Consider the following 14,575-nt stretch of genomic DNA (forward strand, 5'->3'; position numbering starts at 1 on the left):
TACTTATACGAAAAACATAATCAGAATCTGGGCTATAATGACTCGGACAAACATTCCCAACGGATAAACTGAAGCATAGGACACACTGGGAGAATCACCTTTCAATGTATCATTGGCATAACCTAAAGCCATTGGATTGGCCATGCTCCCACATAAGATTCCGCAAATCGTTCCAAAGTCGTATTTCTTTGTTTTCAGAGCGATGAGACCGATCAAAAGACAAGGTATAACTGTAATAAAGAAGCCGATGACTACCCAGATCACACCTTCAGGTCTCATGACTGTGGCAAAGAAATCTTTTCCTGCATCCAATCCCAGACAGGCCAGGTAAATACTCAACCCGAATTTTCTCATCATCAGCGATGCCGAACGTGTCGTATAAGAAATGAAATGCATTTGAGGTCCCAAAGCGCCCACGACAATACCCATAATAATAGGTCCACCGGCAATACCCAATCTGATCGGACTTTCCATACCTGGGATATGAATCGGTATCGTACCTAGTGCCAAACCAAGGATAAGTCCGATGAAAATACTGCCCAGATTAGGCTCATTCAAAGTCTTGACGGAATTTCCGAAGAATTTCTCTACATTGTCTATTGCGTCATGAGTGCCGACCACTGTCACCCGATCCCCATATTGCAGTCTCAAATCACTGGTCGCCAAGAGTTTGACATCACCCCTGATCACACGGCTAACATTGACATCATAAGTATCCCTCAGATGGAGTTGTCCCAGATGCTTTCCGTTGAGGACTGTCCTGGACACGACCAAAACCCTGCTCTCGATATTTGCGTCAATGGCATTCCAATTGACCTTATCTTCATTCCAGTTCTTCTTCAGTTTGCCGAAAAGAAGAACTAGGGACTCCTCATCATCCTTAGTCGTCACGATCATCACATTATCGTTGATATGCAGCACCGTATCCGGTTCCGGGATAATGACCTTATTGCTTCGCCATAGCCTGGATACAATGAATTTCAAGTGGGTCATGTGAGTCAGATCCGCAATGGTCTTGCCTTCAAGGGCAGGGTTGACCACAACAAACTGGGCAATATAGGTTTCATCGTCTTCGGTCAATGGTTTCACCTCCAGATCCCGAGGTTTGACAAAGACTTTTCTCATCAGTACCATGACAATAATAACACCCAAAACACCTAAAGGATAAGTTACGGCAGTTGCCAGAGCCAAAGTACCTGAGGGGAGTCCTAAATGAGCCATTGCCTGCGTGGCAGCTCCCAGAGCAGGAGTATTGGTGGTAGCTCCGCATAGCAGACCGACCATATCCGGGAGTTTGACGCCTGTAAAAGGAATAAGGCACAAGGCAAACAGCGTCCCAAAAAGGATGACAGCCAGACTCCATAGATTCAGCCCCATCCCTTCATGGCGTAACGATCCGAAGAAGTTGGGACCGACATGCAGTCCGAGGCAGTAGACAAAAAGCCCCAGACCGAAAGTCTCAGAGTAAACGAGTATCGTATGGTCAATGCTGAAACCGAAATGACCGACAAAGATGCCGAAGAAGAAAACGAAAGCAATCCCCAGTGAAATACCTTTCACTTTGAGTCTTCCCAATCCTAGTCCTACCGCAATAATCAGCGAGATAACTACAACTGATTCAATATCTGAATGAATCTTAAAAAGCCCAGCGAGCCAATCCATGATTTTTCTATGATTTTCCTATGTTGTCTGCAAAATTACTTCAATCTGTGTAAATTACAAACAAATTGCTTGAAAAACGTTTAAATATTCGAGGTAGTTTCAGATGAGAGAAGTGTTTTTAACACTAAAGAACTTTTATTTTTAAACGTTCACATCATAACGTCAACTTACCTCAATTACCGTATCAGATCGTGATTTTCATACTATAAGATATTCAGGTATTGCTCTATAGGAATACCATGATTCTTATCTACATTGTCTTTATTCAAGTCTATGAGTTTCCATACTGCATCCATAGCTTTTTGGGTACTTTCCTCCAGTGTATGATCGTCGAGGACGTACCTGATCAATACCGCAGAAAAGATGTCTCCCGTACCAGGGAAATGGACAGGGATTTCGGTATAGGGGAGGAAGAAATAGGATTCCGTATCGGCATTATAGCCACAGACACAGGTTTGTCCGTCTACCGGAATACTGGTAATCAGGGCAGAACGCGTTCCAAGTTTTCTCAGATGATTCAGCAAAGTACGTGCAGTCGCCTTGTCTACCCCTTCAGGTTGATAAGGACGGTCTGTCAGCATACAAGCCTCTGTATAGTTAGGATAACAAAGGTCAGCTACAGACAACATTTCTCTCATACTCCGGACAGAGTCCTTCGTCATACCGTTATAGAGTTTCCCCTCATCCCCCATGATAGGATCGACAAAAACCGGTGTGCCCGATTTTGCCTGCTCTTTACAATATCGGCTGATATAGTCTGCCTGACGGACACTTGCCAGAAGACCCGTGGCAATCGCATCGAAGTGAAACCCCAGTTCTTTCCATACAGGGAAGACTCCTTTGATATAATCGGTCGTATCCAGCATATTGAATTTTCCATAGTCCAGCGTATTCGACACAATAAGTGTGGGAAGATTATAGGTCGAATAACCGAAATAAGAGAGGATGGGCAGCATTGCAGCTGTTGCCACTTTACCGTAACCGGCAATATCATTGATGAGGAGAATCTGTTTCTTATCCATTTCTAATTCTATTTTTTATGCAAAGTTAATGAAAAATCAATATTCTACGTCAATTATTTACTTTTTCCGGTCAAATTACCCAGAAATCAACTCCTTTACCTTCCATAAAGACGATTCTAAGACTCGAAAAGTATCTGTATAAACAGAATATTAGCTCAGACCACCCGTCTTTTGCGAAAATATAAGTACATTTGCAAAATATTTAAATAAAGAAAGATGAACCAGGCAACTAACCAAGGCGAGAACAACAAGGATAGGATTTCTCAGCAAGATGAGCAGACAAAAGCCGATACAATCTGTTGTATCGGCCATATCACTAAAGACAAGATCATCACTCCTGAGAATACGGTCTATATGGCTGGAGGAACTTCTTTTTATTTCTCCTATGCCATGAACAGACTTCCCAAGAAGGTGAGATTTTCATTAGTCACTGCCATGAACTTGAAAGATGCAGAGCCGGTTGAGAAGATGCGGCAGGCAGGCATCGACGTCACACTTTTCCCGTCGCACGATACCGTCTTCTTTGAAAATATTTATGGCGCTAATCCCAATGACCGACGCCAGCGCTTACTGGCCAAGGCAGATCCTTTCAGTATAGACGAACTGAAAGACATCCACGCTGGAGTTTATCACCTCGGGAGTTTGTTGCATGATGATTTCCCCATTCAACTCGTCCAATACTTGGCACAAAGAGGCAGGGTATCTATCGATGCCCAAGGATATTTGCGGGAAGTACGAGGTGAGGATGTCTACCCTACTGACTGGAAAGAAAAGAAAGAAGTGCTGCAATATACTTATTATCTGAAAGTCAACGAGACCGAGATGGTAACGATCAGCGGTAAGAAAGATACGAGAGAAGCTGCTCTGGAACTCCATCGCTGGGGGGTGGAAGAAGTCTGCATCACTCTAGGCAGTTTGGGGTCCATCATCTATGCCGACGGACAATTCTATGAAATCCCAGCTTATCCTCCCAAGCGCGTCGTCGACACCACCGGTTGCGGGGACACCTATTCTGCAGGATACCTCTATTGCAGGATGCAGGGTTTGTCCCCTCTCGAGGCAGGGAAATACGCAGCTGCGATGTGCACTTTAAAACTAGAACACAACGGTCCCTTCAACGGCACTGAAGAGGATATTCTAAAGGTTTTAGGAAGAATTTAAATATTCTGTACCCCGTCTATCAAACAGAAATCATCTTTCTTTCGGTTTTTCTTTCATAACCGTAACCCTCAGCGTTGAACGGTCAAATTCGATTCCTTTTCTCTCTACATATCGACTGAGATCTCCCCGATCTGCCAGTTCCCGAGGTGTGCCTACAGACAAGCCCCGTTCACTGTCCATGAGCCAAAGCAAGTCTGCTACCTGCAAAGCGAGTTCAAAATCATGAGTAGACAGAAAGACCGTCTTATCCATTTCATGGGCCAACCTGCGAAGGAGAAGCAACATCTCTATTTTACTTGGGAAATCCAGGAATGCCGTCGGCTCATCCAGGAAAATGACAGGTGTCTGCTGAGCCAAAGCCTTTGCAATCATCATCTTCTGCCTCTCACCATCACTTAATGTCTGAATCAACCGGTTTTTCAATTCGGCAATACCAGTCAACGAAAGGGCATGTTCGACAACCTCTTCATCTTTCGACGTCAACCGCCCCCAGAAACCGGTATAGGGAGAACGCCCCTGTCCTACCATTTCAGTGACTGTCATATTCCGCACATGAGGTCTCCCAGTCAGGACAATACTGACCAACTGAGAAAGTTGGTGTGTAGAATAACCCGACAGAGGATGCCCTTCCAGCATGATCTGACCGGAAATCGGAGGTTGGAAAGCAGAAAGCGTTCGAAGGAGCGTAGACTTGCCCACGCCGTTAGCTCCCAACAGACAAGTGAGTTGTCCACTGTACAACGTGGCATTGAGTCCTGACATGACTGTCTTGATGACTTTTCTATGTTCTGTATAACCAATACTCAAGTTTTCTAATCTCAATGTCTCCATATTGCAAAATTAAGAAACTCCGGTAAAGGAACAAAATAAAAACCATGTATTTTCTTCTCAGACGGTCATTACCTTTTTTATCGATCATCAGAATTACAGAAACGATAACGTCCATAAGTCTATAACCGCTCTTAAATCTTTATCAGAATTCGGAAGTCTCATTCCCCTTACAAATTCTGATCAGCCCCTTATCTAAGAGCATCCGACACTAATTTCACAACTTATATCCGTTAAACTCTCGACTTTATACCGATGCAAAGAACGATCTCTTTTGCCCTTTGCCAATAATAAAGTCTTCCATTATCAAGGAAAGGGAATAACTTGATAAAATAACATTTACAGGATTCTCAATTCTGAAAATTTATCCTTATCTTTGTCATGTTTTTAGGAACTTTTCTTAAAACAGGTATACAAGTTCTAGACAGAATGCCTCTATGATAGATCGAAACCATTTCAAATTCGAAGTTTGTGCCAACTGTGTCGAAAGTTGTATGGCAGCCCAAGACGGTGGAGCAGACAGGGTCGAACTTTGTGCAGGAATTCCGGAAGGTGGTACAACACCCTCTTATGGAGAAATCCTTGTCGCGCGGAAAGTATTGACTCATACCCTTCTGCATGTCATTATCCGCCCCCGTGCCGGGTCTTTCGTCTATAGCCCTCTTGAGGCAGAAAGAATGATGGCAGATATAGATATTTCCAGAGAACTTGGTGCTGACGGAGTCGTTTTCGGTTGCCTGACTCCTGAAGGGACGATCGACAAGGACTTGAATGCCCGTCTCGTGGAACATGCAAAGGGCATGAACATCACTTTCCATCGGGCTTTTGACGTCTGTTCCAATCCTCAACAGGCAATTGAGGATATTATCCAACTGGGATTTAACCGTATATTGACATCCGGTCAAAAGCCTACGGCTATCCAAGGCGTAAAGGAACTTGCAGCCTTTCAGCGACAGGCAGATCACAGGATACAGATAATGGCTGGCTGTGGAGTAAATGAAAGTAATATTGCGAGGATATATTCTTCCACCAAAATCACAGAATACCATTTTTCCGCACGCAGGAAGGCAGGACATAATAGCAAAGACGGGCAGATCTGGACACAACAGTTTGGAGAATTCCTGACCACGACTCCAGATAGAGTTAAGAGCACCATTGACGCACTTTTCAACAATCTGTAAATTCAAGCAACGCAATACAAATCTTCAACCAATTCCAATTCTAAGGATATATAAGTATTAATTTTAGATTTATCTTTAATGAAAAAGATCTTTTCTCTTATCTTATTAAGCATCTTCTGTATGACGATAAAAGGGCAGGAAAACAGCCATTTCATCACAGATGCGGCTTACCGCAATAAAGTCGTACAGGTTTTTGACAACAGGATGAAACTCATCGGGAAACCTATCCCCGGGTTCAGCGATGTGCATGCCACCCCACAGGAAAAAGAAGCCTTGCAGTTCCTTTATGCCTATATGCCTCTTGCCGACTTGACAGACTACCCCGTCTCTTTCTATTTGGAGAATGTCAGGTGCAGTTTCAAGACCAGAGAAGAAATGCCATGGGGGAATAAAGTTCCGGAGTTGCTGTTTCGGCATTTCGTTCTGCCGATCCGCGTCAACAATGAGAATCTGGACAGTTCACGTGCCGTGTTTTACAAGCAATTGAAACCCAGAATAGAAGGGATGAACATGTACAATGCCATCTTGGAAGTCAATCACTGGTGTCACGAACACATGACCTATGAACCTTCCGACGCCCGGACTTCCGCTCCTCTCGCCTCCATGCGAACAGCAACGGGGCGCTGTGGAGAAGAGAGCACCTTTGCCGTAGCTGCACTCCGAGCCGTGGGTATACCAGCCCGCCAAGTGTATGTTCCTCGTTGGGCTCATACGGATGACAACCATGCCTGGGTCGAAGCTTGGGCTGACGGCCAATGGTACTTCTTCGGAGCATGCGAGCCCCAGCCTGTCCTCAATCTCGGGTGGTTCAATGCACCAGCTTCACGCGCCCTCCTCATTCACACGAGTGCGTTTGGAGACTACGAAGGACCCGAGGAAGTCGTCCTCCGCACGAATAACATCACAGAAATCAATCTGATCGACAACTACGCGACAACGGCACGCGTCGATTTTCATATTGTGGATGTGAACGGCAAACCTGTGAAAGATGCACGCGTCGATTTCAAGATCTACAACTATGCAGAATTCTATTCAGCCGTAACGAAATACACAGATGCTGACGGTAGCACCTTCCTCACTGCAGGTAAGGGTGACATGCTCGTATGGGCTTCAAAAGACGGGATGTACAATTACGCCAAAGCTTCCTTTGGAAAAGACAGGACGGTAAATATTGTATTGAGTCGTAATGGGCAGAAGGATCTTCAGCAAACTGCTTTTCCTGAGGATTCTCTGAATATCGTGCCGCCTCCTGAGCACGCTCTCATACCGGAAGTGACGCCAGAGATGGACCTCGCCAACAAAAAAAGGACTGCCAGAGAAGACTCCATCAGAAATGCCTATACGTCCACTTTCCTCAACGAAAATGAAGCGCGTAAAATATCTTCAGACGCTGCCCCATATCTGGTCAAATCCAGAGGAAATCATGCAACAATCGAGGCTTTCCTGGCTCGCCATCAAGACAACTTACCCCGGGCTATTGCGCTACTGAAGACTTTAAGTGACAAGGATTTGAGGGATATGCCTCTCGCTATTCTTGAAGATAATTTCACGGCCACCAGCAACGAACTCTGTCCACGGGTTGAGGATGAGATGATCATCGCTCCCTTCAAGCACTATTTCGAGAACGCATTTGATAAAAAGACTACACGAAGCTTTATCAAGGACCCTTCCAAACTCGCAACTTGGATAAAGGAGCATATCAGGATGAATCCTGACAAGAAAGCCCTGTCCATCGCACAAACACCTGTAGGCACAATGAAATTCAGGATGACGGATCCTCGCTCACGGGATATTTTCTTTGTAGACGTGGCTCGAAGCCTCGGTATCCAGGCCCGTAAAGATGCCGTTACTTCAAAAGTCCAATATTTCAAGAACAATAAATGGATCGATGTCAACTTCGATTCGGGAACTCCCGTCATTCCTCCTGCCGGAACATTGAAATTAGATTACACACCTACTAAGATCTTGGCTAACCCAATGTATTACAGCCATTTTACCATCAGTAAAATAGATAAGGGGACCACTCAACTACTTAATTTTGACGAAGGGCAAGTCGATATGGGAGGCGGTACAAGTTGGGAGAACACTTTCAAAAACGGTGTACAACTTGATGCCGGGACTTATCTTCTCACAACCGGAACAAGACTAGCCAATGGCAGTGTACTGGCAATAAACAGAATATTCAATATCAAGGACGGAGAGACCACAGAACTGCCCCTTGATATCAGGCAAGATATATCCAAAGCAACAGTCATCGGGACCTTCGGTTCAGAGTCGGAATACCTTCCTTATGATCTTAAGACCAAGAAAGTCGGTACATCGAAGACCATCTTATCCCAAACCGGCAGAGGATTTTATGTTCTGGGAATATTAGGAGTAGGCCAGGAACCTACCAATCATGCCCTGCATGATATTGCCAAGATTCGGGAGACCTTCAATCAATGGAAACGTCCATTCGTCTTTCTGTTCGAAAACAAGTCTGATGCAGATAAGTTCAAAGCCAAAGATTTTGGCACTCTTCCATCCAATACGTTCTTCGGCATAGACAACAAAGGCAGCATCCTCAATAAAATTGTAAGCAACTTGAAATTGAGCAATCGTTCACAGTTGCCGATCTTCATTATTGCAGACACCTTTGATCGTGTCGTATTCGTATCACAAGGATACACCATCGGACTCGGAGAGCAGATCAAGAACATCATAGATCAGTTATAATCGGATCTTTCAAAAGGTATAAAAAGGCAGGAAGAACGTATGAGTTGTTCTTCCTGCCCTTTTTACATTATTTTGCATATACAGGCTAATCTGACCAAAGGAACATTCTTTAAATAAGAAATACAAGCCATCTCTGTTCACCAATAAAATAATTTCAGTATCTTTGCGACAAGATGAGTGATCAAGATTCTCCGATTCAGGCGCTACAAAGACAGAAACTGCTCCTGAAGATGGAATATTTCGAAGAAAAGGAAGCTTTCCGCAAACAGACAGAAGCAACAGGTTTACAACGCAAGATCAAACGTGGTGACGCCTGGTATCCGCTGACCATCGGGAAGAGCTATTATAATTCTTTGAATCAAAAGGTGTTAGAGGTGTTCCGCACAAATGAACAGGACATCGAACACAATTTCGAATTCGGGAAACCGGTTGTTCTGTTCAGTATTTCAAAAACGAAAGAAAAGAACAGTATACACTACTTCAATTTCACCGGAACCGTGAGTTTCGTGGAGGGTGACCGTATGGCTATCATCGTTCCTGATACGGAAATCCTCAGCATTCAGACCTGCACAAATCCCGTGGGCGTACAACTCTTCTTTGACGAGACCAGTTATCGCCTGATGTTCGATGCCTTAGACAGGGTGATCAATGCCAAGGACAACCGACTGGCTTATCTCCGGGACTTGTTCTATACTCACCGGCAGGCAGGACGATTCACTTTTGCCCCGACCCGATTTCCATGGTTGAATCCCACTCAGGAGAAAGCCGTCAACGAGGTACTATGGGCTAAGGATGTTGCCGTTGTACACGGCCCTCCCGGAACAGGAAAGACCACTACTCTTGTGGAAGCCATCAATGCCACGCTGATGCGGGAAAATCAGGTACTGGTCTGTGCCCAAAGTAATATGGCAGTAGACTGGATCTGTGAAAAACTCGATGACAGAGGGATCAACGTCCTGCGCATAGGCAATCCCACTCGTGTGACTGACCGCATGCTATCCTCCACTTACGAACGGCGATTCGAAGACGACCCTGACTACCCCTCTCTTTGGGCTATCAGAAGAAATATAAGAGAATTAAGACAACACCGCAAGAAAGGTGAGCACCAAAAGTTGGAGCGGTTAAAGAGCAAGGCCATCGAACTGGAACTCCGCATCCGCGCACGTCTGTTCAGTGAGGCGCGGGTCATCGCCTGCACACTTACCGGATCGGCCAATCATCTGTTGGAAGGACAGAAATATGCGACGTTGTTCATCGATGAAGCTGCCCAAGCCTTAGAGGCGGCATGCTGGATTCCCATGCGCAAATGCACCAGAGTCATCTTTGCCGGAGACCACTGTCAATTACCCCCTACGGTCAAAAGTTTGGCAGCCGTCAAAGCCGGACTCGGAAAGACGTTGATGGAACGGATTGTAAAGAACAAACCGGAGGTCGTAACACTTTTGAAGGTCCAGTACAGGATGAATGACCAGATCATGCACTTTTCCAGTGAGTGGTTCTATAACGGTCAAGTGGTCAGCGCCCCCCAAGTCAGGCAACGTGGCATTCTGGACTACGATCATCCCATGATGTGGATAGATACCAAAGATTTCAGCCTTGACCCGGAATATAAGTCAAATGGAGAAAGTGAGACGGAGCAACCCTTCCACGAAGAGTTTGTAGGTTCCTCTTTCGGACGGATCAATAAGGCAGAGGCAGAACTCACCTTGAACACGCTGGAAAACTATTTCGAAAAGATCGGAAAGCAGCGCATCCTTGATGAGGAAATAGATACGGGGATCATTTCCCCTTATCGTGCCCAGGTGCAATACCTCAGAAAACTCATCCACAAGCGGGCATTCTTCAAGCCTTATCGGTCTCTTATTACAGTGAATACTGTAGACGGGTTCCAAGGGCAGGAAAGGGATATCATCCTGATCTCTATGGTCCGGTCAAACGAAGATAAGCAGATAGGGTTCCTCAATGACTTGAGACGGATGAATGTCGCCATCACCAGAGCGCGGATGAAACTCGTCATACTCGGGGATGCCTCAACATTGACCAAACATCCTTTCTATTTGAAATTGTGGAACTACATCCAGGATATCAATAAGACAGATCACAATCAGACCGGAGAAACCGATCCTTCAGTAAAGGACTTTCTGGTGGAGGCAGAAAAGGGCGAACCAAACAGCCCTGAAGGGCTTCCGGATGATCTGCCATCAGATACAGAATCGAAAAAAGAATAATTCAAACTTTCAATCAACGAAAATCTATGTTAGAAAGAGACTTTTTTATGAGAATCCTCCGAGAATTTGAAGCCGCCGTACAAGCCTTTCTCGAGAAAAACGAAGGTGAAGACAAAGATGCAATGCTCAAAGAGTTGTACAAGCGTTATGTAGGGCCGTATGAACTGCTGAGGAATATGACCATCGACGAGGCTCTCGATTATGCACAGGACAATTGGAAGCCTGAAGAGCGCATCCAAAGACTGGAAATGCTGGCAGAACTCTGGTATGACGAAGGTGATCAAATGGGAAGTAAACCTATGCGTGACCTGATACTGGACAAAGCCTTCAAACTCTTGGATTATGTTGACAGCCATAGCAGCACTTACTCTATGACGAGAAAACAAAAACTCGCTCATATCCGGCAACTGCAGGAAAACTGAAAACGGGGTAAGACCACCGGACGTATCACTTGACAAACTCTTTTGAGCCGGCGGGCACAAGAGAAGATACGCCGGTCATACTTCCAAGACAAACTACGAAACAGGATAACAAAGATAATGTACAAAGAAGCAGAAACATGACAAATACGAATGACATGACCATCGGATCCCCCACAAGGGGAATTCTGAGATTTGCTGTACCTCTTATTTTGGGATACATTCTCCAGCAAATGTACCTCATCATCGACGCAGCCATTGTAGGGCGATGGATAGGTGTAAATGCGCTTGCTGCAGTAGGAGCCTCAACATCCATTATGTTCCTGATATTAGGGTTCTGCAATGGGTGTTGTGCAGGATTTGCCATCCCTATAGCCCAGTCCTTCGGTGCCAAAGACTATACGAAGATGAGGTCGTACGTGGGTAACGCACTTCGTATCGGCGTTGTACTGGCAATTGTCATCACTCTCCTGGCGTGCATTTTCTGTACACGGCTTCTGAAACTTGTCAACACTCCGATAGGCATTTTCCACGATGCCTATATCTTTCTCCTGTTACAGTTTCTTGCCATTCCCTTCATCTTCGCCTACAATCTTTTTTCAGGGTTCATCCGTGCTCTCGGCAATTCTAAAGAACCATTCTACTTTCTGATCCTATCTTCGTTCCTGAACATATTACTCGATATCATCTTGATCATCATCTTGAAAATGGGGGTAGCCGGCGCCGGACTGGCAACAATGATCTCTCAGGTTTTCGCCGTCTTGCTTTGCTGCATCTATATCAAGAGAAAACTCCGTATCCTGATTCCTCAGGGGAAGGAACGGCAGTACGACAATAAACGGATCAGTATACTCCTCAATAACGGTGTACCCATGGGACTGCAGTTTTCCATCACAGGAATCGGCATCATCATGCTCCAAAGTGCCAATAATGCATTAGGTACGATCTATGTAGCTGCTTTCACAGCCTCTATACGAATCAAATATCTTTTCACCTGTGTCTTTGAGAATATAGGTGTAGCCATGGCCACCTATTGCGGACAGAATATCGGAGCGAAAGACACCAGTCGTGTAGCTTTAGGCGTTCGCTCAGCCATAAAGATCATGCTGGTCTATTTTGTCATAACGGTCCTCCTTATCTATCCGTTCGCTGATGACATGATGAGTCTTTTCGTCAAGTCCGGAGAGACATCAGTCATCAACAATGCAGCCATGCTGATGAGAATAGCCAATTTCTTCTATCCGGCATTGGGAATTCTGACGATCTTGCGCTACTCGATCCAAGGTCTGGGATATTCCAATCTGTCTATGATGAGTGGCGTAATGGAAATGATCGCCCGTTGTATTGTCAGTATCTGGATGGTCCCGGCACTGAAATTCTTAGGTGTGTGCTACGGAGATCCGGTGGCCTGGTGTATGGCTGATATGTTCCTCATTCCGGGATATATATGGCTCTACCATCATCTGAAGAAAAAAATGGCTTTGGAAAAACAATCCCCCTTGTCTGGCAAGGCTCAATGAAACCCAAGCAATATATCGTTGTGGCAGATCATAATGTTGTGTTGACAGAACAAATCAACTGAAAACATACGGATTCGTTATCGCCAAGAAAGGACTAAAAGCAAACGGTTATCTGTCAAATATTTTCCATATCCGTATATTGTCAGTCAACATCCTCCAAAAAGAAAATACCTTTCAAAAAGAGCTAGGAATACCTTTCGTTAAACCTATTAAAGCCCTTTCCCAAGATTCGAGAAACAAGTTTTCGTAGTTTCGAGAATGTTGCCGTCATGTTTCTCGAAAGAGACGCCTGACTTTCGAGAAACTATACCCTCTTCTTTCTCGAAAGAGACAGGGGTATTTTTATGAACGACAAACTGTAAATATACTTTACCTAAAAGGCTCGGAATGAACTGGGTATTTTTTGTTTCTTAATATAGTACTGTCCCCTCATGAAGCTTTCAGATAAAAGCAAGCAAGGCTATATCCGAATATCCACAAGGATATTCATAGCAGGATTCATCAAGTTATCGACCTTTTATTATTTATATTCAGATCTTCCGAAAGTTTTAAAGGCCACTCCTCCAGCAGATTTCAAGAAATCGGTTCAAGTCTCCTCTTGAGAAAGAACTTTCTAGTAGCTAAGAAGAAAAGAACGACGCCACAGACATTGTCGCCTACTACCATCCAGAAAGCTGCGGAATATCCGAAGAACTGTGACACAATACCACCCAGCAGGATACCTATACCGAATCCGAAATCCCAGGATGTGAGGATGGAGGAATTGGCAGTTCCTCTCTGATCGTGACGTGCTGTTGCCACAAACATATTCAGGAATGCAGGATACATGTGACCGTTGCCAAGTCCGATAAGGCATGCCGAAAGGTAGTAACCTACGAGATTCGGGAAGGCGACGAAGACCGTATACCCCACTAGGGCGATGATCATTCCATAAGCTGCATTATGAGTGACGTGCCCTTGCCTCAAAGATTTTGCCCCCTGAAGTCTGGAGCAGACAAGTCCTAGGGAAAGAAAAGCGAAATAAGTGCCGGTTCCATCGGTAATTCCCATGACATCTCTCGAATAAATGGCAAGGTAATTACTCAACACACCGAAGCAGAAACCGAACAATGCGATATTGATTGCCAACAGCCATGCACGTGTCAGGAAAAAACGGTCAAGGGAGAATTTTCCTCTATTTTCTACAATATCCTTAATCGGAATTTTAACCGACGAATCAATCAGGAAGCCTATGATGGCAACGATCAGGGCGATCCAGAAAAGTACAGTAAAATTATGGCAAGCCTCATAGATATAAATACCTGCAGAAGGAGCCACAGCCATCGCCAAATTATTGCTCAACCCATAATATCCCAAGCCTTCTGTGCGCCTGGTCGAAGGCAGTACGTCAATGGCCGCCGTACTGTTCGCGACAGTAGCTGCGCCAAAAGGTCCTCCATGAACGGTCCGGACGATGGCGAACATCAATAAGGTACCGGCTACCAAATAACCGGCAAAGCAGGCAGCAAAGGCGAAGACACAAGCCATCAGCACCTTTTTCCGATTAAAACTGTCGACGATATAACCGCTAAAAGGACGAAAGAGCAGAGCTGCCACAGTATAGCCAAACAGTACCAGTCCGATGACGTCTTTCGTCGTCCCGAAACGCTCAGTCAAATAAATCGGAAGCAGAGGGGCAAGCAGATAAAAGGCAAAATACATCATGGCATTGGCTGCCAACACCTTAACGTAATCGATATTCCAAAGTTTGTCGTTACTCTCGTGTTGTAAATTTTGTTGCATACTCTTATTTCTCGTATATTGTGTCCTTGTCTCTGAAATTCCGAATTTCGCATTACC

General features: G+C 45.0%; 10 protein-coding genes. 6 read left to right on the forward strand and 4 right to left on the reverse strand.

Annotated elements, in window-relative coordinates; translation table 11 throughout:
• Nucleotides 1-3: 3 nt before the first annotated feature.
• Together NG821_RS06410 and NG821_RS06415 are read right to left on the reverse strand one after the other, a co-directional pair.
• Complete coding sequence (locus NG821_RS06410) at nucleotides 4-1,662, reverse strand: putative transporter (RefSeq protein WP_252760835.1); 1,659 nt, start codon at nucleotides 1,660-1,662, stop codon at nucleotides 4-6.
• Between the two features lie 203 nt (nucleotides 1,663-1,865).
• On the reverse strand, nucleotides 1,866-2,684 hold the full coding sequence (locus NG821_RS06415) for a pyridoxamine kinase (RefSeq protein ID WP_252760836.1): 819 nt from the start codon (nucleotides 2,682-2,684) through the stop codon (nucleotides 1,866-1,868).
• Nucleotides 2,685-2,900: 216 nt separating this feature from the next.
• Here NG821_RS06415 and NG821_RS06420 point away from each other — a divergent pair, with 216 nt between their 5' ends.
• Nucleotides 2,901-3,845, forward strand: a complete 945-nt coding sequence (locus tag NG821_RS06420; protein WP_252760837.1) for a PfkB family carbohydrate kinase — start codon at nucleotides 2,901-2,903, stop codon at nucleotides 3,843-3,845.
• A 30-nt stretch (nucleotides 3,846-3,875) separates the two neighbouring features.
• Here the strand turns inward: NG821_RS06420 and NG821_RS06425 are convergent, their stop codons facing one another.
• On the reverse strand, nucleotides 3,876-4,676 hold the full coding sequence (locus tag NG821_RS06425; protein ID WP_252760838.1) for an ABC transporter ATP-binding protein: 801 nt from the start codon (nucleotides 4,674-4,676) through the stop codon (nucleotides 3,876-3,878).
• A gap of 434 nt (nucleotides 4,677-5,110) precedes the next feature.
• Between NG821_RS06425 and NG821_RS06430 the strand changes: the two genes are divergently transcribed.
• The 5 genes from NG821_RS06430 (at nucleotide 5,111) to NG821_RS06450 (ending at nucleotide 12,736) form a co-directional block, all read left to right on the forward strand.
• A complete protein-coding gene (locus NG821_RS06430; protein WP_252760839.1) occupies nucleotides 5,111-5,854 on the forward strand; it encodes a copper homeostasis protein CutC in 744 nt (247 codons plus the stop codon).
• Nucleotides 5,855-5,932: 78 nt separating this feature from the next.
• A complete protein-coding gene (locus NG821_RS06435; RefSeq protein WP_252760840.1) occupies nucleotides 5,933-8,569 on the forward strand; it encodes a transglutaminase-like domain-containing protein in 2,637 nt (878 codons plus the stop codon).
• Nucleotides 8,570-8,742: 173 nt separating this feature from the next.
• On the forward strand, nucleotides 8,743-10,797 hold the full coding sequence (locus tag NG821_RS06440) for an AAA domain-containing protein (RefSeq protein ID WP_252760841.1): 2,055 nt from the start codon (nucleotides 8,743-8,745) through the stop codon (nucleotides 10,795-10,797).
• Nucleotides 10,798-10,844: 47 nt separating this feature from the next.
• On the forward strand, nucleotides 10,845-11,219 hold the full coding sequence (locus tag NG821_RS06445) for a hypothetical protein (protein WP_252760842.1): 375 nt from the start codon (nucleotides 10,845-10,847) through the stop codon (nucleotides 11,217-11,219).
• A 137-nt stretch (nucleotides 11,220-11,356) separates the two neighbouring features.
• Nucleotides 11,357-12,736, forward strand: coding sequence for an MATE family efflux transporter (locus tag NG821_RS06450; protein WP_252760843.1), 1,380 nt, complete (start codon nucleotides 11,357-11,359; stop codon nucleotides 12,734-12,736).
• 573 nt (nucleotides 12,737-13,309) lie between these two features.
• On the opposite strand, the gene NG821_RS06455 is transcribed toward NG821_RS06450, so the two are convergent.
• Nucleotides 13,310-14,518, reverse strand: coding sequence for an MFS transporter (locus NG821_RS06455; protein WP_252760844.1), 1,209 nt, complete (start codon nucleotides 14,516-14,518; stop codon nucleotides 13,310-13,312).
• Nucleotides 14,519-14,575 lie beyond the last annotated feature (57 nt).

Source organism: Segatella cerevisiae, assembly GCF_024054555.1.
In the GTDB taxonomy this organism is placed as follows: Bacteria; Bacteroidota; Bacteroidia; order Bacteroidales; family Bacteroidaceae; genus Prevotella; species Prevotella cerevisiae.